This window comes from Clostridium lamae (assembly GCF_033043255.1).
Classification (GTDB): domain Bacteria; phylum Bacillota; class Clostridia; order Clostridiales; family Clostridiaceae; genus Clostridium; species Clostridium lamae.
In genome coordinates, this window is sequence record NZ_JASCQJ010000038.1 from 1 (window position 1) to 21,813 (window position 21,813).

Annotated in this window: 14 protein-coding genes; 13 read left to right on the plus strand and 1 reads right to left on the minus strand. The window is 26.0% G+C overall.

Annotated features, from left to right (window positions below; genetic code table 11):
* The 10 genes from QK892_RS14610 to QK892_RS14655 all read left to right on the plus strand — a co-directional run.
* On the plus strand, positions 1-1,151 hold a 1,151-nt coding region (locus tag QK892_RS14610; protein ID WP_317274285.1), incomplete at its 5' end, for a GHKL domain-containing protein.
* 211 nt (positions 1,152-1,362) lie between these two features.
* Positions 1,363-4,623, plus strand: a complete 3,261-nt coding sequence (locus tag QK892_RS14615; protein ID WP_317274286.1) for a ligand-binding sensor domain-containing protein — start codon at positions 1,363-1,365, stop codon at positions 4,621-4,623.
* A gap of 176 nt (positions 4,624-4,799) precedes the next feature.
* A complete protein-coding gene (locus QK892_RS14620) occupies positions 4,800-5,561 on the plus strand; it encodes a CsxC family protein (protein ID WP_317274287.1) in 762 nt (253 codons plus the stop codon).
* 232 nt (positions 5,562-5,793) lie between these two features.
* On the plus strand, positions 5,794-6,564 hold the full coding sequence (locus QK892_RS14625) for a CsxC family protein (protein WP_317274288.1): 771 nt from the start codon (positions 5,794-5,796) through the stop codon (positions 6,562-6,564).
* A gap of 115 nt (positions 6,565-6,679) precedes the next feature.
* The gene (locus QK892_RS14630) at positions 6,680-7,930 is read left to right on the plus strand and encodes a CsxC family protein (RefSeq protein WP_317274289.1); all 1,251 of its coding nucleotides are present in this window, start codon (positions 6,680-6,682) and stop codon (positions 7,928-7,930) included.
* 289 nt (positions 7,931-8,219) lie between these two features.
* Positions 8,220-9,380: a 5-bromo-4-chloroindolyl phosphate hydrolysis family protein gene (locus QK892_RS14635; protein WP_317274290.1), complete on the plus strand. Its 1,161-nt coding sequence runs from the start codon at positions 8,220-8,222 to the stop codon at positions 9,378-9,380.
* A 27-nt stretch (positions 9,381-9,407) separates the two neighbouring features.
* On the plus strand, positions 9,408-10,547 hold the full coding sequence (locus tag QK892_RS14640) for a toxic anion resistance protein (protein ID WP_317274291.1): 1,140 nt from the start codon (positions 9,408-9,410) through the stop codon (positions 10,545-10,547).
* 194 nt (positions 10,548-10,741) lie between these two features.
* A complete protein-coding gene (locus QK892_RS14645) occupies positions 10,742-12,241 on the plus strand; it encodes a catalase (RefSeq protein ID WP_317274292.1) in 1,500 nt (499 codons plus the stop codon).
* A 224-nt stretch (positions 12,242-12,465) separates the two neighbouring features.
* Positions 12,466-15,735: a sensor histidine kinase gene (locus QK892_RS14650; RefSeq protein WP_317274293.1), complete on the plus strand. Its 3,270-nt coding sequence runs from the start codon at positions 12,466-12,468 to the stop codon at positions 15,733-15,735.
* Between the two features lie 83 nt (positions 15,736-15,818).
* Positions 15,819-16,370 (plus strand): hypothetical protein, encoded by a 552-nt coding sequence (locus QK892_RS14655; protein ID WP_317274294.1) that lies wholly within the window; start codon positions 15,819-15,821, stop codon positions 16,368-16,370.
* Positions 16,371-16,449: 79 nt separating this feature from the next.
* On the opposite strand, the gene QK892_RS14660 is transcribed toward QK892_RS14655, so the two are convergent.
* Positions 16,450-17,001 carry a TetR/AcrR family transcriptional regulator gene (locus QK892_RS14660; protein WP_317274295.1) on the minus strand — a complete coding sequence of 184 codons (552 nt, stop codon included), beginning with the start codon at positions 16,999-17,001 and terminating at the stop codon, positions 16,450-16,452.
* 214 nt (positions 17,002-17,215) lie between these two features.
* Here QK892_RS14660 and QK892_RS14665 point away from each other — a divergent pair, with 214 nt between their 5' ends.
* The 3 genes from QK892_RS14665 (at position 17,216) to QK892_RS14675 (ending at position 21,736) form a co-directional block, all read left to right on the plus strand.
* Complete coding sequence (locus QK892_RS14665; protein WP_317274296.1) at positions 17,216-17,917, plus strand: ABC transporter ATP-binding protein; 702 nt, start codon at positions 17,216-17,218, stop codon at positions 17,915-17,917.
* A gap of 10 nt (positions 17,918-17,927) precedes the next feature.
* A complete protein-coding gene (locus QK892_RS14670) occupies positions 17,928-20,495 on the plus strand; it encodes an ABC transporter permease (protein WP_317274310.1) in 2,568 nt (855 codons plus the stop codon).
* Positions 20,496-20,791: 296 nt separating this feature from the next.
* Positions 20,792-21,736 (plus strand): patatin-like phospholipase family protein, encoded by a 945-nt coding sequence (locus QK892_RS14675; RefSeq protein ID WP_317274297.1) that lies wholly within the window; start codon positions 20,792-20,794, stop codon positions 21,734-21,736.
* Positions 21,737-21,813: the final 77 nt, after the last annotated feature.

Here is a 21,813-nt window from a genome sequence, read left to right on the forward strand (position 1 = left end):
ATTTAACTTCAAATATGTATGGAAAGAGAATAGTCATATGTATGATTTTTTATTATACTTTGGTATTAATGTATCCTCTTGTATTTCTTAAAGGAAGAATATCAAAAAAGTTCTTTTTATCATCAGTATACATTACTATTATGATACTTAGTTCTTTTGCAGTATATAGCATAGCTTCAGAGTTATTTAATATTTCTTTTTCAGGAATTTTTACTGATACTAATTTGAAAAATAGCATAGTAATATTAATTAATAGACTTGTACAAATTATATTAATATACATTTTCTTTAATAATATAAATTTTGTAAAATATATAAGATTTATAAAAGATAGAACACTGTATGTGCTTGGAATTATTTTGTTTTTAAATAATATATTAATATTTGTAATAGAAAGAAAGTTGTTTTCAAATGCAATTATAGTTAAGAATGATATAATAACCCTTGTATTTGGATTATGTATTATACAAGTATTATCAATATATATTTTAAATATATTTTCTAAGGAGACAGAAGAAAAATTTATATTAAAGATGAATTTAGAACGAAAACTCCATGATAAAGAAATTATAGATATGTACACAGAAATGATAGGATGGAAACATGATTTTAGAAACCATATAAGTATGATTTCTGGTTTACTACAAGTAAGTACTAAAGAAGATGTTATAGCATATATAAATGAAATAGATAGTAGTATAAGTAAGTTAGATAAAAATATATATACAGATAATTTAGCTATTAATTCTATATTAATGAATAAGAATAAAGTTGCAGAGGATAAAGGGATAAAAGTAAATTTAGATTTAAAGATAAATTCTAAATTAAAAGTTTCTAATATAGAAATATGTACTGTTTTAGGGAATTTACTTGATAATTCTATTGAAGCATGTGAGCTAATAAAGGGATATAAATTTATAGATTTAAAAATAGTATCAGAAAATAATATGCTAGTAATTAAAATAAATAATAGTACTAATGGATATGTAAATGAAGTAAAAGGGAAGTTTTTATCTACAAAGAGTAGTACTATTAATGGAATTGGTTTAGTTCAAGTAGACAATATAGTGAAAAAATATAATGGATATATAAATAGAAAGCATGAAAATCATATATTTACTACATATGTGATGATACAACATGATAGTTAGATATAGAAAAGATACTGTTTATTAAATGGTATCTTTTTCTATATTTATAAGTGAATTTTAAGATTAATTTTAAATATTATTACTACGAATGCAATTTAAGTATAAAAAAAGACAATTTACGACAAAAAGTAATTGGGTTTTATAAAATCAGTTAATATAATATAGTTATAGTGTTTATATGAATTAGATTTGTTAGCGTGAGGTTAATGACATGAAGTTAAAATTGTTAATAATATTGATATTAATAAATATTTTAATTCCTATAGAAGTATCAGCACAAACAATCGCTGATACTAAATTTGAAAATATATCTACTGATGAAGGACTTTCAAATGAAGATGTAACATCTATTTTTCAAGATAGTATGGGTTATATGTGGATAGGAACAAAAGATGGACTTAATAGATATGATGGTGAAAGAATAAAAATATATAATTGTAATCCTGAGTCTGATAATACCTTAAGTTCAACTTATATTACTGATATAGAAGAAGATAATTATGGGAATATATGGATTGGAACTGATCATGGATTAGATTTTTTAATTAGAGATACAGATACTATCATAAGAATGAAAGATATTTATGATAAATATAATTTGGGAAATTTAAAGATTACTGCGTTATTAAAAAGTACTTATGAAGATAATGTTATATGGGTAGGTACTGAAGATGGATTAATGAAAGTTAAAACTAAAGAGAAAGAAATAGAAGCTTTCTATCATAATTTAAATGATGCCAATTCATTAACTAGTTCATCCATAACATGTTTAGAAGAGGGGGAAGATAACCTATTATGGGTAGGAACAAAAGCAGGAATAAATATAATTGATAGGAATTCAAAAGTATATATAAATGAAAATAAATTAAATAAAGATAAGGAATTTATTTCAGATATATCAAAAGATAATTCGGGGAATATATGGATATCTACTAAGGAGGGTATCTTTACTTATAATATAAAAGAAGATAATAGATATAAATTATTTATAGGTAACGATAGTGGTGCTACAAACTACAATATAGAAGACGAGAGTATTAATGATGTTTATAAATTTGAATATAATGAAATGAATTTTTATAATAATGTGATTTTTAATGATAGTAAGGATAATATCTGGTTTTCCAGTAGTAATGGTGCAATAAAATATTCTAAGAGCGAAAATAAGTTTATTATATTTAAAAAAAATATAAGTTTAAAAAATTCAATTTCTAGCGATGTTATTACATGTTTTTATGAGGATGCTAACGGTACAATATGGATTGGTACAGACAAGGGAATTAATATATTAAATGATAATATTATATTTAATTATACTAATCATGAAAATAGCAATATAGTATCTATATTAAAAAATAATGGGCATATATGGATAGCTACTAAATTTAAAGGGATATATATTTATAAAGAAGAAAGTGGTGAATTAGTAGATCACTTATATGATGAAGAAAACTTTAGTTTAAATGATAGATATATAAAAAGTCTGTTTCAAATAGAGGATAAGTATACTGTTGTTGTAACAAATAAGGAACTTATAGCTTTCAATACAAAAGATTATTCATATTTAGAATGGAAAATTCAAAACAGCTATTCTTCGGAATTAAGTTATTTATATAGTGATGGAAAGGATATATGGATAGCAAGTACAACTGACTTTTATTCATATAATATAAATACAAGAGAAAAGAAATACTATAGTGAAAGTATAAAAGAATTTGGAATAAATCCAGGACGTATAACCTATATACTACCTGATAATAAAGATGAAAGTATCATTTGGTTAGGTGGAATCGATATTGGATTAATTAAGTACCATAAGGAAAATGGAGTTATAGAAAGATATCTAAATGACAATTTAGATAAAAATTCATTAATTAATAATTATATAAATTGTATGACTTTTGATACTTTAGGTAACTTATGGATAGGCACAAATATTGGGCTTAGTAAATTTGATTTAAATACCAAGGAGTTTACGTCTTATACTACATCAGAAGGATTAACTAATAATTTTATAAACTCAATTTTAATTGATGATGATAATAATATTTGGATAAGTACTAACAAAGGTTTAAATAAATATGATGTAATAAAAGATACTATCGTAAATTATACTAAGATGGATGGCTTATATGGATATCAATTTAATTTAAATTCAAGCTTAAAGCTTGAAAATGGAACAATGATGTTTGGTAGTACTGAAGGTTTTGTGTATTTTAATATAAATGATTTAGTTAAGCATAAATTGTATAAAGATCAAGTAGTAATTGGAGACATTGTTATTGGACATGATAATGCTACTTATAATGGAAATGAACTTATTTTAGACTATAACTATAAAAATTTACATATAAATATTTTTCTACCTAATTATAAAAGTTTAAATAATATAACTTATGAGTACATGCTTGAAAGGATTGATTCTGATTGGATATATATTGACTCACGTAGCGAGCTATATTTTAAATCATTAGATCCAGGAAAATATACCTTAAAAGTAAGAGCAAGAGATGGACATGGTGAACTGACTAAAGAAACTATTATGAATATAAGGGTAAAAAATCCTATATGGAAAACACCTATAGCATATATAATATATGTTATTATATTATCTACTATAATCTTTATTATTATTAATAAAGTTAGGCTACTACAAAAATTAGTAAATATAAAAACTATGAAATTAAATAAGCAGTTAGAAGAAAATAAGAAATTAAGTGAAGAACTAATAAATAATGAGAAGTTTAAAAATAATTATTTTGTAAATCTATCTCATGAACTTAGAACACCGATAAATGTTATTGAATCTACAGTACAATTAATTAATTTACTTAATAATAATAAAAATATTACGCACACAAAACTTAATCAGTATATGAATATAATTCATAAAAGCTGCAAAAATTTATTAAAAGTAATAAATGATATTATAGATAGTTCAAAGATAGAGACAGGAAAATACAAAATTAATAAAAAAAATAATGATATAGTATATATAGTTGAAGAAACTGTACTTAATATGAGAAATTTTATAGAAGAGAAAGGGCTATCTCTAATAATTGATCCAGATATGGAGGAAAAAATAATATCTTTCGATGAAACTGAAATAGAAAGGTGTATTATAAATTTATTAGCTAATGCAGTTAAGTTCACTAAAAGGGGTGGAGAGATTCTAGTATATATTAAAGAAATTGAAAATTATATTGAAATAACTATAGAAGATACTGGAATAGGGATATCAAAAGAGGATCAAAAATTTATATTTAAGAAATTCTCACAAGTTGAGGGAACAGGAGTTGAAAAGGGAAGTAGTAGTGGTATTGGGCTTGCACTAGTTAAATATATAATGGAACTTCACGGTGGATACATTAAGCTTGAAAGTGAGATTAATAAAGGTAGTAGTTTTACTATAGGAATTCCCAATATAGTAGAGAATAATGAATATAGCAATGAAAGTAGAGCTTTGCTTTAGTGCAATTTTAATATGTTTTATTATATATTAAGATGATTAAAGATATATTAGTACGTAAAAGTATTAATATATCTTTTTTTATATTTACAGTCACAAAAGTGAGGGTGTTTTTATATTATGTAATATATGATTTCACCAACTAAATTTTAATTAGACAAAATGGAGGAAATGTTATTATGTATGATAACGAAATGAATACAAAGGATAAATTTGAGTATTGTGCAGATGTTAAGACTCAAAAACAATCTTTAACTGAACAAGTTGCTGTCACTCCTAATGTTATTGACAATGGACCTGCAGTTGTTAAGATTCCAGTGGTATTAGCAGAAGTAAATGTAACAATTCCTGTTGAAGCTACTATAACATTAGATAAGCCAGCAATTGAGATTAAAAGAATTAGAAAAAACGTATTTTTAACTCAATCCCGTATTATTCCATTTTCTCAAGATAGTCGACCTGGTACTGCGATATTATTTATAGAAGGTTTTATAAGAAAGAATATTGAGTATGCAACTCAATCTTGTTACTCATCTAAAACTCAAAATATTTGTGGAGATATAAGACATTGCACAGTTGAAGTTCCGTTCCATTTCTCAACAAGAATAACTTTTGTTAGACAACCACAGTTTAGCGAAAATACTACTGCAAGTGAATTAGAATTCTTTACAGATAAACGTAAAAGTTGTGATGTTTGCGCAGATCCAGTGATTGGACGTAATACTTGTGATCAAAGCTTTTTCTTTACAGAATTCTTTAATGAAAAACCTTTCACTGAATTAGTAAGAGCAGATATTGCTGAAGTTGATATCCACAAAGATCCTTATGTAAACTGCGAAAATCCTACAGAACAAAAGTTTATGAAGCTTACAGAAAAAGTAGTAGTTAATTTGACATTGAAAGTATTACAAAATCAACAAGTAAGAGTTACAGCACTATAATTAATAGAAATTATAAATATTATAATATAAAATTTTAAAAGATAATCTTTAAAAACTAAATATTGTGGACTTAAGACCGTTAACGTAGGTTTTAGGTCCACTTTTTATTTTATAGGATAAATATAAGAAATGTTTTTTATTTATACGTACTAAAAGTCGAAATTTGTATATTATACATTAGGTATATTTAACTAGCTATATTTTTATTAGATAAAAATGGAGGAAACTTATAATGAATGATGATAACGTGATTACAAATGATTATAAAAATGTAGAAGATACTTGTGTGACTGTTACTTCTCAAGTGCAATCATTAACAAAGCAAGTTCAAGTAACACCTAATGTTATTAAAAGTGGGACTGTATATGTTAAGATTCCAGTTGTATTAGCAGAAGTAAATGTAACAATTCCTGTTGAAGCTACTATAACATTAGATCAGCCAGCTATTGAAATTAAACGAATTAAGAAAAATGTATTTTTAACTCAATCTCGAATTATCCCATTTTCAGAAGATAAATGTTCTAATACTGGAATATTATTCATAGAAGGTTTTATTAGAAAGAATATTGAGTATGCTACTAAAACTTGTAGTTCAGATGTAAGCAGAAATGTTTGTGGAGATATAAGACATTGTACGGGTGAGGTGCCTTTTAATTTCACAACAAGAATTACTTTCATTAGAGAGCCGATATTTACTGAAAATACTGCAGCAAGTGAAGTAGTATTTTTTACTGATAAATTTGGAAGTTGTGATATGTGTTCAGATCCTGTAATTGGACGTAATCCTTGCGATCAGAGCTCTTTCTTTACAGAAGCCTTTAATGAAAAACCTTTTACTGAATTGGTGAAAGCAGATATTGCTGAAGTTGATATTCACACAAATCCAATTATGAATTGTACAATGCCTACAGAGCAAATGTTTACTAAAATTACAGAAAAAGTTGTTTTAAATTTAACTTTAAAATTATTACAAAAACAGCAAATAAAAATCACAGCATTATAATTATTAAATTATATTTAATAATAAATACAGACCTATAGCCAAATAAAATAGGTTTTAGGTCTGTTTTAAAGAACATTAAGATTATATACATAAATTCTTAAGTGGAGGAGAAATTATGGAGAGAATATACTATTCGAGACAAAATTATAATCAACTTAAGAGAAAACAGTACGAAGCATATCTTAGAATGCAAAATAGATACTACTTAAATAGGAAAAAATACTATGAAGAATATCTAAAAAGACAAAAAAGATATTATTTAAATAGAAAAAAACACTATGAAGAATATCTGAAAAGACAAAAAAGATACTATTCAAATAGAAAAAAATATTATGAAGAATATCTAAGAAGACTTGATAGATATTATTTGAATAGGAAAAAAAATTGTGAAGTGTATCTTAAAATGCAAAATAGAAATTATTTATATAAAAAAAATTATGGCTATTTTATAGATTATACTGAAGAAGACAATTTAAGGTATGAAAAACATAATTCAAAGCAATATGATTATTTAGAAGATGAAAAATATCCTAGTATTAAAGCACAGTCTAATATGGAGTCTATACAATTGAGTTATGATGAAATGATAGATGAGAAAACTGAAGAAATAATAGAAGATATTGAAGAGGAAATCACAGGAGAAGTTTTAGGGGAAAAAGACGGAGAAGTCCTAGAAGAAATTGGTGAAGAAATTATAGAAGAATCTAGAAAGAATAATATTTTGGATGAGGTTCTATACGTTAAATTTCCTGTTGTGTTGGCAGAGACCAATGTAACAATCACCGTTGAAGATACTATTATATTTAATAAAGAAGTTATGGAATTAAAAGAAATTAAAAAAAATGTATTTTTAACTAAGACTAATCTTATTCCTTACTCATCAATCACGGGGAATAAAGACTCAGGAATACTATTTGTAAAAGGTTTTATAAGTAAGAAGATTGAGTATAAAATTATGGAGTATAATGCATTTGAAGAATCAAATGTTCATGGAAGTATAAGATATTGTACAGTTGAAGTACCTTTTAATTTCACAACTAGAGTCACTTTTATTAGACAACCAATTTTTATTGAAAGCAATCATACAAGTGAATTGAAATTTATTGGAGACATACCGAATGATTTAGATTTAAATATTGAATATGATTCTTTTGAAAAAGGTTTCGTCTTTACAGAAGTCTTTAATGAAAAGCCTTTTGTTGAAATAGTAAAAGCAACTTTCATAGAAGTTGATAGTAATGATAATTCAATTTTAAGTAATGATGTGACTACAGAACAAATATGTACTAGAGTTAAAGAAAAAATAGTTTTAAGTTTAATATTAAGAGTATTACAAAATCAACAACTAAGAATAGAAAAGGAATAGGATTCTAAAATAGCACACACTATTTTCACTATTAAGATAATAAAGATATATTGATGCGTAAGAGTGTTAATGTATCTTTTTTTATTTTAATTAGCATATCATAATATTAATTATAAAAAGTATTTTAAAATAATAAATTTTTTAAATATCACTAGGAATAATAAGAAAATATTTTCTAAGAAAAATAGTCATATGCAGTTATTGCAAATTGTATTTGATTAGATAATAAGATATAATAAATCTGAAATATTATATTAATACTTAAAAATAATAATCTGGAGGCAAGACAATGGATAGAAAGGATTTTTCTGATTTAGAAGATCAAATAATGTCTACAGTTAAAAATGCATTTAATGCTATAGATTTTGCTAATTTGAAAAAAGATATTAGCTATAAAGCTGGGGACGCTATAAATGAATTTAAATATAAGCTAAATGAATATAATCAAAAGATGGAAAGTAAATATGGTACTTTAAATAAAAAGCCTAAAAATAATATAACACTATATATTGATAAAAGACCAGCTGGAAGTATATCAGGAATTGTATATATAATACTTGGATTAACAGGAAGCGTAGTTTTGGGATGCTTGTTACTTATGTATCTACTATTTATGTCTTTTTTCATTAAGATTATAGGTGATGCTTTTATTGGTTTTACAGTTATCGCTATTTTTTTGGCAATGAGTTTAGGTTTATTATTTACAGGAATAAATATAAGGAAAAGGTTAAAGCGATTTAAAAAGTATGTAAGATTTATAGAAGATAATAACTACTGCCTAATTAAAGATTTAGCAAGATTTTCTAAAGAAAAAGAATCATTTGTTATTAAGGACTTAAATAAGATGATTAATTTAGGTATGTTTATAGAAGGACATATTGATGAAGAAAAAACTTATTTTATGTTAAATGATGATGTTTATACTGATTATTTAAATCTAAAAAAACAGCAAATAGCTAAAGAGAAATTAAATAAACAAGAAGAATTAAATAAGGACATAAATGATTCAGAACAAGACGAGTTAAAATCTATAATTGAAATGGGAAGAAAGTATATTGAACAAATAAAAAGTGTGAGAAATGAGCTTTATAAGGAAGAAATAGCTATTAAGCTTGATAAATTGCAAAACATTGCAAGTAACATCCTTAGTTATGTTGAGAAAAATCCTAAAAAGCTACAAGAAGTTAATAAATTTATTAATCATTATCTTCCTATTACTATAAAACTTATTAATTCATATAAGGAACTAAATAATCAATTAGTTCAAGGAGATAATATTAAAAATGCGAAAATTGAAATTGTAAAGAGTATTGATATCATAAATAATGCTTTTGAAAATTTATTAGATGATTTATATGAAGATGTTGTTTTAGATATTTCCACAGATATTTCTGTTCTTAAAACCTTATTTAAACAAGAAGGATTAACAGAAGAGGACTTTAAAAAATAATCTTAAAGTAAGAGGGAGGCATTTATAATGAGCGATGAATTTAAAGATGTCAATTTAAAACCTGAATTAATATTTGAAGCAATTCAAGAAGAAGTTGTTAATATAGAAGTAAAAGAGGAAAAAAAAGAAGAAGTAATTGATGAAATCCATTTAACAGAAGAAGAAAAAAAGATGGTGGATCAGTTTGTAGACAAGATAGAAATAACTAATTCAAATTCTATTTTACAGTATGGAGTAGGAGCTCAAAAGAAAATTTCTGATTTCTCGGAGACAGCATTAAACAATGTGAGAACTAAAGATTTAGGTGAGATTGGAGATATGCTTTCTAATGTAGTTCATGAATTGAAAAATTTTGAAGATACAGAAGAGAAAAAGGGTATCTTGGGATTTTTTAAAAAAGGTAAAAATAAGATTACTGAAATGAAGATTAAGTATGATAAGGTAGAAGATAACATTAATAAAATGTGTAATACTCTTGATAAGCATCAAATACAGCTTTTAAAGGATATTGCAATGCTAGATAAGATGTATGAAATAAATAAGACATATTTTAAAGAACTTTCAATGTATATTTTAGCAGGAAAGAAGAAGCTTCAAAAATTAGAAAAAGAAGAACTTCCTAAATTACAAGAAAAAGCAAGAAGAAGTGGTCTTCCTCAAGATGCTCAGGAAGTAAATGATTTTATTGCTCTTTGCAATCGCTTTGAGAAGAAGATTCATGATTTGGAGTTAACAAAAATGATTTCTCTTCAAATGGCTCCTCAAATTCGTTTAATTCAAAATAATGATTCTCTAATGACTGAAAAAATACAATCTACAATTGTTAATACTATTCCTCTTTGGAAGAGCCAAATAGTTTTAGCACTTGGAGTTGCACACTCTGCAAATGCAGCAAAGGTTCAAAGTGAAGTGACTAATATGACCAATGAACTTTTACGTAAAAATGCAGAAATATTAAAAACTTCAACTATAGAAACAGCTAAAGAATCAGAAAGAGGAATTGTTGATGTTGAGACACTTAAAGTCACTAATGAATCATTAATATCAACACTTGATGAAATACTTCGAATTCAAACAGAAGGACGTCAAAAGCGTAGAGATGCTGAAATTGAATTAAGAAATATTGAAGATCAATTAAAAAATAAACTTTTAGATTTTAAATATTAATATTAGATAAAAGAACTATTACTACAATATAATGGTTCTTTTTATTTTTACTAAAAGTGATAAAAGTAGCGTTCAAAAAATTACAATTTTCTTAATATTCAGAAAGTTTATTTGAAATGATAAAATATAAAATTGTATAATTAAAGTGACAAAAGATATTACTAGATAAACTTATTAAAATGAGGAGGGATCATATGAATAAAAAATTAACAAATGAAGTCGGTGCACCTGTAAGTGATAACCAGAATGTCCTTACAGCGGGAAGACGAGGACCGATGTTTTTACAAGACGTATGGTATCAAGAAAAACTTGCTCACTTTGATAGGGAGGTAATACCAGAAAGGCGTATGCATGCTAAAGGTAGTGGTGCCTTTGGAACATTTACAGTTACTCATGATGTTACAAAATATACTAAAGCTAAGATTTTTTCTGAAATAGGAAAGAAAACTGATATGTTTATTCGTTTCTCTACAGTTGCAGGAGAACGTGGTGCTGCTGATGCTGAACGTGATATAAGGGGCTTTGCAATGAAGTTCTATACTGAAGAAGGAAACTGGGATTTAGTAGGTAATAATACTCCTGTATTTTTCTTTAGAGATCCACTTAAATTCCCTGATTTAAATCATGCTGTTAAGCGTGATCCAAAAACTAATATGAGATCTGCACAAAATAACTGGGACTTTTGGACACTTTTACCTGAAGCTCTACATCAAGTAACGATCGTAATGAGTGATAGAGGAATTCCTGCATCTTACCGTCATATGCATGGTTTTGGTAGCCATACCTTTAGTTTAATCAACGATAAAAATGAAAGATTTTGGGTTAAGTTCCATTTTAGAACTCAACAAGGTATAAAGAACTTAACTGATGAAGAAGCAGAACAAGTGATTGCAAAAGATAGAGAAAGTCATCAAAAGGACTTATTTGAAGCGATTGAACGTGGAGATTATCCAAAATGGACAATGTATTTCCAAATCATGACTGAAGAAGAAGCTAGAAATTATAAGGAAAATCCATTCGATTTGACAAAGGTTTGGAGCAAAAAAGAGTTCCCATTAATTCCTGTTGGAGAAGTTGAACTTAATAGAAATCCTGAAAATTACTTCGCAGATGTAGAACAAGCTGCCTTTAATCCAGCGCATATAGTACCTGGAATTGGATTATCACCTGATAAAATGTTGCAAGGTAGATTATTTGCTTACGGAGATGCTCAACGTTATCGTCTAGGAGTAAATCATAACTCTATTCCAGTTAATGCGCCTAAATGCCCAGTTTCAAGCTTCCATCGTGATGGACAAATGCGTGTTGATGGAAATTATGGAGCAACAAAGCATTATGAACCAAATAGCTATGATGTATGGCAAGATGATAATTCTTATAATGAGCCACCTCTTGAACTAAGTGGAGCTATGGATCATTATAGTCCTTATGATGACAAAGAAGATGATTGTTTCTATCAAGTAGGTGATTTATATAGGTTAATGAGTGAAGATAAACGAGCAGTTCTTATTGAAAATACAGCAAGAAATATTGCTCCAGTTACTGAAAATATAAAATATAGACATGCTGCACATTGTTATCTTGCAGATAAAGAATATGGTGAAAGAATGGCGGAAGCTTTAAATCTTGACTTAGAACATGTTATTGAACTTTCAAAAATGAATCATCAAGATAGATTTAAAGCAACTAAGTAGTAAATAATTATTTATAAAGACAGTTATAGAATTTAAACATATACATGGCTAATAAAATAAAAGATGATTTCTGTATTAAACAGAGTCATCTTTTTTTGTAAAAATTTGTAGTAAAAACTATTTATTTTATGATAAAATATTGTAGCTATTAAGAATAAGTATTAATTATATAATATATATTTATGTGCAAAAGATAAATATTTAAAGGTGAGAGGTAGTAAAATATGAAGTTAAAATTGTTAATATTTGTATTAATAATATCTGTACTAGTAAATACGGTAATGCCTATAAAGGTTTCAGCAGAAACATCAAATTATGAGAATTTTGAGAGTTTATCTATTGATGAAGGACTATCTAATGAATATGTGACAACAATATTTCAAGATAGTAAGGGATATATGTGGATAGGAACAATAGATGGTCTTAATAGGTATGATGGTGAAAGAATCAAAATATATAATTGTAGTAAAGAAGATAGTAATACTTTGAGTTCAACATATATAAATGATATAGAAGAAGACTCAATGGGAAATATATGGATAGCTACTGATAATGGATTGGATATTTTAGTAAGAGATACTGATACAGTTGTAAGAATGAAGGACCAAGAAGTAGATGTATATAATCTAGGTGAATTAAATATAACTTCTTTATTAAAGAGTACTTATGAAGATAATATAATGTGGGTTGGTACAGAAAATGGATTGATAAAAATAAACATTGAAAGTAAAACTGTTGAAGCTTTTTATAATGATAACAATGGTGAAAATTCATTAACTAATTCATCTGTAACAGCATTATCAGAAGGAAAATATAATAGCATATGGGTTGGTACTAAAGATGGAATAAATATTATAAATAAGAATTCTCAAATAGTTCATAAACGAAATCAGTTAGAGAAAGAAAAATTATACATTTATCATATATCAAAGGATTCTTTAGGTAATATGTGGATTTCTACTAAAGACAACATTATTGTTTATGATTTAAATGAAGATGAAAAAGATAATGTATGGGTATTATATCAAGAGAGTGTTAAAGAATATGATTTGGAAGAAAAAACATTAAATGAAATTTATACTTATAAAACTAAGGAAGAAGATGCTTATAATAATAGTTTCATTCTAAATGATAGTAATAATAATACATGGATATCTAGTAGCAATGGGATAATAAGGTATTCAAATGATAAGCAAGAAATTGATATATTAAAGAGGGATACAAGTTTTTCTGATCCAATTACAAGTAATGTTATAACCTGCTTTTATGAAGATTTTAATGGCACTATATGGATTGGAACAGATAAAGGTGTGAATATATTAAATTATTCAAATCAATTTCGTTCTCAGGAAAAAGAATTTGAAATTAATAACAAAAATATAGTATCTATGCTGTTACATGAGCAATACTTATGGGTAGCCACTAAATATAATGGAATATATATATATGATAAAACAACTGGTAATTTAGTAGATGAAATATATGAAAATGATAAAGGAATAGATTTAAAGGATAAACATATAAAGAGTTTATTTAAATTAAGTGATGAGTGGATTTTAGTTGTAACTAATAAAGATATAATATCTATTAATACAAAGGATAATTCATATAATTATAAGCTGATTGAAGATGGTTATTATTCAGAGATAACCTATGTATATGATGATGGGGAACTTGTTTGGATAGCAAATACGAATAATTTATATTCTTATAATTTAGAAACAAAAGAAAAAATATACCATAGTAAAAATTTAATAGATTTCAATATAAATCCTGGAGCCTTTAAATATATATTACCAGATAATACAGATAAAAATATTCTTTGGCTAGGTGGTGTAGAGACTGGATTAGTTAAGTATCATAAAGAAAAGGGAGTTATTGAACAATATAATAATAATCCTTTTGATGATAATTCTTTAATTAATGACTATATAACTTGTATGGAATTTGATGGTTCAGGGAATTTATGGATAGGAACTAATATAGGTATTAGTAAATTTGATATAAAAACAAATAAATTTACTTCTTATACTACAGTTGATGGAATAATAAATAATTTTATAAATTCAATTTTATTTGATGATAATGATAACCTTTGGATAAGTACAAATAAAGGACTAAGTAAATTTAATATAGAAAAAGAAGAATTCAGAAGCTTTACTAAAGCAGATGGTATATTTGGATATCAATTTAACTTAAATTCAAGCATAAAGTTAGATAGTGGTATGCTAATGTTCGGAAGTACAAATGGATGTACATATTTTTATCCAGATGATATAACTTTTATTAGTGCAAAGAAAAATAAAGTTGTAATTGGTGATATTTATATTGGAAAAGATATAGGTGTTTATAATGGAAAAGAATTAGTTTTAGAACATGATTATAAGGATTTATCTGTTGAGTTTTTCTTACCTAACTACGATAGCTTAAATAATATAACTTATGAGTATCGTCTTGAAGGAATTGACTCAGAGTGGATGTATTTGTATTCAAAAAGCAATCTAGAGTTCAAGACACTAGCTCCAGGGAAATATACTTTAAGGATAAGAGCTAGAAATGGACATGGTGAATTATCCGAAGAAACAAGTATGAATATAAGGATAAAAAATCCTATATGGAAAACCCCTTTAGCCTATATAATATATATTATTATTATTATAACAATAATTTCTTGTATTATGTATAAAGTTAATATACTACGAAAATTGGTAAATATAAAAACTATGAAGCTTAATAAACAATTAGAAGAAAATAAAAGATTAAGTCAGGAAATAATAGATAAGGAAAGGTTTAAAAATACTTACTTTGTTAATTTATCTCATGAGCTTAGGACTCCAATAAATGTGATATCATCAACAATTCAGTTAGTAAATTCTGTTTATAAAGATAAATGTATTCCATATGAAAAAGCAAGTGAATATATGAAGATAATTAACAAAAATTGTAATAATCTATTGAAAATAATAAATGATATTATAGACAGTTCAAAAATAGAGACTGGTCATTATATAATTAATAAGGAGAATAATGACATAGTATATGCAGTTGAAGAAGCTGCGCTTACTATGAGCAAGTTTATTGAAGATGAAGGATTAACTCTTATAGTAGATCCTGATATGGAAGAAAAGATTATTTCTTTTGATAGTACTGAAATAGAAAGAGTTGTAATTAATTTATTATCTAATGCAGTTAAATTTACTCCAGAAGGTGGAGAAATTAGAGTGTTTATTAAAGAAATTCAAAATCATATAGAAATTACTGTAGAAGATACAGGAATAGGAATTTCAAAAGAAGATCAAGAATTCATATTTAAAAGATTTTCACAAGCTGGGAAATCAGCTATTAGGAAGACAAGTAGTAGTGGAATTGGACTTACTCTTGTTAAACATATCGCAGAGCTTCATGGTGGATATATTAGGCTTGAAAGTGAAGTTGGTAAAGGAAGTAGATTTACAATAGTACTTCCAGATATATTAGAAAGGAATGTAGTATAAAAATATTAGTTTTAAGTAACATAATTCTTAGTGTGTAATATAATGTATTAATGAAGGTTAATATTTATATGGAGATGATGCATATGTATAATGATTGTTACCTTAAACATGAATTAGAATTTAAATCATTAGTATTTAATGCTGGATCTATAAATGATGCTGAAGAAACTGAGCCTGATACTGTACCTCTTGGAAGTGCTAATTCCAATCTTAGAATATTAGGATGGCTTCTTCCTCAAGGGGATCCAGATGAATATACACTTACTTTTAGTGTTCCTAGAGATGCTTTTAACAGAGCTAGGAGAGCTAAGGTATTTGTTCACTTATTAACTGATAATTCAAATACACCAAATGGTAATAGATTTGCAATTAGACTTTCATCACTATTTGCTAGAGCTAATGGTGTTGTTAATATAGCTAATCTTAGGACTATGAATAAAGTGAATATTCCAATTCAAAATTCACCAGGAAATTTTCAATATAATCATTATGTCTTAGAGTTTGATTTGAATGATACTATTAGACCAGAGGATTTCGCATTATTAAGTGTTGCACGTATAGCCTCTAATAATGATTTTGCTGGTGCATTACTTTTAACAAGTATTGAGTTTAGATATATAAGTATACAAGATTAATAAAATAATAAAGGAGGCTGTTTAATAACACAGCCTCTGATAATTTTAGAGGATAATTACGCTTCTTATTTTTAAAATTTTATGGAACAAAATGATTAATACCGTTTATAATATCAACTATTTCTTTAGGAGATTCTTTTAAATCATTCTCTAACCATGATTGTATAACAGCAAGAACTCCTCCCACAGAATATTTTATAAAATAATCTATAAATACCTGATCAACTTTTGGATTATCAATTAACTTATCTATTTCAGCCTTGTTTGCTAAGTAAATAATACGGTTTATAAGGTTACTTTCCATTTGTTTATTAAATAAAATCTTACATAACTCTTTATTATTTTTTATCAACTCAGCAACTTTAAGCAATAATACATCTTTATAAGCTTCAATGGGAGTACTCTCAATATATTCTAATATTTGATTAAATAGTTCATCTTCTAATGATTGAAGTAAATCATATGCATCTTTATAATGCTTGTAAAAAGTTCCTCTATTAATATCTGATTTTTTACATATATCTGTAACAGTAACTTCATGAATTTTCTTATTTTGAAGTAAATCAATTAAACTATCACTTATTATCTTTTTTGTATATAGAATTCTTCTGTTACCTTTAATTCCTGCCATTTAACTCCATCCTTCTATTTTCTAGCAAAGTAATTTTTAAATATATGTTAATAAATATACAAAAACAATAAAAGTGTATATTTAATAACACTGTAGAAATATGTGATTATTGTAAGCAGTTTAGTTATTATTTATACTTAGCAGTATATCATTAACCAAACATAGTGTCTATTTAATAACACTAGGTAATTTTTACTAAAGATAGGAGAAAGAGATGGCATATATAGAAATAATAGACGAATACAAAAGATATAAAATGGGTGAAAATATTATTGCAGCAAATGATGGAATTAATTTTTCAATAGAAAAAGGAGAATTTGTTATAATTTTAGGACCAAGTGGTGCCGGAAAAACCACTGTATTAAATATTCTTGGAGGAATGGATACTTGTGATGAAGGTAAGGTAATTATCGATAATACAGATATAGCAAAGTTTAATAATAAACAACTTACAAATTACAGAAGATATGATGTAGGATTTGTATTTCAATTTTATAATTTAGTTCAAAATTTAACTGCAAAAGAAAATGTGGAACTTGCTACACAAATTACAAAAAATGCTTTAGATGTTGATGAAACTCTTGAATTAGTGGGACTTGGACATAGAAAAGGTAATTTTCCATCTCAATTATCGGGAGGAGAACAACAGAGAGTAGCTATAGCAAGAGCAATAGCTAAAAATCCTAAATTGCTTTTATGTGATGAGCCAACTGGTGCTCTTGATTACAAAACAGGAAAACAAATTTTAAAGACATTACAAGATACATGTAAAAATACAGGGACAACAGTAATTGTTATAACTCATAATTCAGCTCTTGCACCAATTGCAGATAGAGTTATAAGAATTAAGGATGCAAAGGTTAGAAGTATAGAAGTAAATGAAAACCCTGTTTCGGTTGAATCTATAGAGTGGTAGAGGACAAATGATGAAAAATAAAGCATATAAAAAATCAATAACAAGAGAAATAATATCTTCAAAAGCAAGGTTTATTTCTATATTAGCCATAATATTTTTAGGAGTAGCTTTTTATACTGGAATAAAATCAGCTGGACCAGATTTAAAAGATTCTATAAATGAATTTTTTAGTGAACAAAATTTAATGGATAGTAAAATAGTATCAAGTCTCGGTCTTAATGAGAATGATTTAAATTTACTTGAAAATAACGATAAAATTTTAGACTATTATGCAACACATAGTGTAGATGTAAATTTAACTAATACAAATAATGTTGTTAGGTTTATGGAGTATAATCCTAATGATTCTGTTAACATGAATAAGCCTATTGTTATTGAAGGTAGGTTACCTGAAAATAGTGGAGAGATAGCTTTAGATGAAAATGCTTTAAAGGAAAATGAAAATCTAAAAATAGGTGATGATTATACAATAGAATCGGATGTAGATTTAGATGAGTATTTCAATAAAAAAACATTTAAGATAGTTGGATTTGTACAAAGTCCTATGTATATAGAAAATATATCTAGAGGCACCACTACTGTTGGAAAAGGAAGTATAGACTACTTTGCAATTTTAAATAATAGTGATATATCAATGGATGTATATACTGAAATATATGTAAGATTTAAAAATGTAGAAAGTTTTGGTTCATATAGTGATGAGTATAAAGAAAAGATGGAAGAAAATAATAAGTATCTTGAAGATTTATACTCAAATAGAGTTACAGAAAGAATTCAAGAAATAAAATCAGAAGCGCAAAAAGAATTTGATAAAGCTTATAAAGAAATGTTAAGTTCTGGAATAGCAATTGAAGATATACAAAAAGGAATAGATACTGAAAAAGAAAAATTAAATGATTTAGATAATAGTAAATATTATTTCTTTGATAGAGAAGATAATCCTGGTTACTCAACTTACAAAGGATCAATTGATAGTTTAGATAAAATAGCATCAGTATTTCCTGTATTCTTCTTTTTAGTTGCAGTACTTATATGCTTAACTACTATGACTAGAATGGTAGAAGAAAATAGAGTAGAAATAGGAACACTAAAAGCTTTAGGATATAGAGATATAGAAATATCAAAAAAGTTTGTAGTTTATGCAGCATTAGCAAGTATTGCCGGAAGTGTTATTGGGATATTAGTTGGAAGTAGTTTGCTTCCGTATATAATTAACCAAGCATATTCATCTACATTTACTTTACCAAATGTAAATATATATTTTTATCCATCATATATAATTCAATCTTTAGTGGCGTCAATAGTTTGTACAGTAGGAGCTGCTTTAATTGTATTAAAAGGCGAATTGATAGAAAACCCTTCTAATTTAATGAGGACAAAGGTTCCAAAACTTGGTAAGAAGATATTATTAGAAAGAATTACTCCTTTATGGGAAAGATTAAACTTTAATCAAAAAGTTACTTTTAGAAATCTCTTTAGATATAAGCAAAGGATGTTAATGACAATACTTGGGATATCTGGATGTATGGCTATGCTTGTTGCAGGCTTAGCTCTTGAAAAATCTACTTCTTCAGTTATGGATATTCAATTTGGTAAATTAATAAAGTATGATGCTATGGTAGTATTTAAAGATAATAGTACTGCACTTGAAGATGATGAGTATAATAAATCTTTAACTAACTTAAAAGGATATGAAAGTAGTTTAAATATTTATCAAGATTCAGTTACCTTTAGCAAAGAAGGTTTAAGTAAGCAAACTGCTACTATGTATGTACCAGAAAATACAGATGAGTTAAATAAGTATATATTATTAAATGATAGAGAAAGTGGTACTGAGTTTAAACTATCAAATAATGGTGTAATTATAAATGAAAAACTTGCAAGACTTTTAAATGCATCTGTAGGTGATACTATAATCGTAACAGATTCAGATAAGAATGATTATGAAGTTAAGGTAGATAATATAGTAGAAAATTATGCTGGACATTATATATATTTATCACCATCATATTATAAAGAGATATTTAATAGTGATCCAATATATAATGCACAATTATTAAAATTAAATTCAGATAGAGAAGATGATAATGCAATATCTACTACTCTTATGGATAATGATAAAGTAGTAAATGTTACACTTGTTTCAAAAATGAGAAGTTTAAGTGAATCTGCTGATTTAGGATTAGTTATGATAGTAATAATAGTTGCTTCAGGAAGTTTAGCCTTTGTTGTATTATATAACTTAATAAATATAAATGTATCTGAGCGTATAAGAGAAATATCAACAATAAAAGTATTAGGTTTTTATGATAGTGAAGTAGCAATGTATATATTTAGAGAAAATATAATACTTACTATATTAGGAATACTTTCTGGATCATTCCTGGGTAAAATACTATATGTATTTTTAGTGAGTACAGCAGAAACAGATAATATGATGATGATACCAACTGTAGGAATGAGTGGTTACATAATAGCTGGTTTAATTACAATGTTTTTTGCCATATTAGTTATGATAATGATGCACATGAAACTAAAAAAGATAAATATGATAGAAGCTTTGAAATCTATAGATTAAGATTAAATTTTAGTTATACAATAATCGTTTTATACAATATATAATAAAAATTTAAGGAAAAGTAAGGAGGCTATTGAAAAGAATAGTCTCCTTATTTTTATTAGATCATTTGTCATAATTGAATAATATATTTTATACTTATCTTTGATGTAAATAGAATTATAAATTATAATAGAGGTATATGGATAATTAAGTTAAATTAATAAAAAAATTACCATGCAATATTAGTATAATTAAAAATAACAATTAATTCACTATATATATATTAAATAAGGGGAGTAAGGAGAGTATTGGGAATGAGAAAGGATTTATATAGCATAAAAATAGGTTTAGTATTAGCTGGTGGAGGTGCTAAAGGTGCTTATGAAGTTGGTGTTTATAAAGCACTAAAGGAACTTGCACTAGTAGAAAATATAAAAGTTATTTCAGGTACATCTATAGGGGCAATAAATGCTCTTTTTTTTGCTATGGATGATTTAAAAGTAATAAATACTAGTTGGAGCAATCTTAATTATTCAAGATTTTTATTGAATGAAGAGAAAACAAGGTCAAAAAAAGTGCCTGCATTGCTAGAAAAAATTAAAAGTATTAATACAGAAGAGAAGATATTTGAACAAATAAGTTTAAGTGATATAGGATTATTATCTCAAGCTGGAGTGAAAAACTTTATTGAGGAATATATCAAAATAGATGTTATAAAAAAATGTGGTAAAGAAATTTATGCTTGTGCATATAACATAGATATGGAAAGGTCAGAATATTTTAAGTTAAATGATTGTAATGAAGAAGAGATAAAGGAAAGAGTTCTTGCATCTTGTGCTATACCACATATGTTTAAACCTATTGTAATTGATGATATGAGGTATGCAGATGGAGGAATACATTCACCTTTGTATTCAAAAAATAATGTGGATAATATACCAATTAATCCGTTAAGAGGGTATAATTGTGATATTATTATTGTTGTACATTTGTCTTATAAAAATAGGATAGATAGAAAAGGATTTGATAGTACTAATATAATTGAAATTTATCCATCATCTCCATTAGAAATATTAAATGGAATAGGAACTATTAATATAAAAAAAGAAACCATAGAAAATAGTATGGAACTTGGTTACAGAGATGCAATGGTTATACTTGCACCTATGATAATAAATATTTTAAAGAGAAAAAGTATAAAAAGTTTAATAGAAAAAAACAACGAGAATAATAAAAAGTTGATTTTGACAAGGAATTAAAAAGGTTAGTAAGAATATAAAATAAATAGAGTTAAGATTTAAGTGAAATTAAGAATATTTAAACTTATAAATAAGTA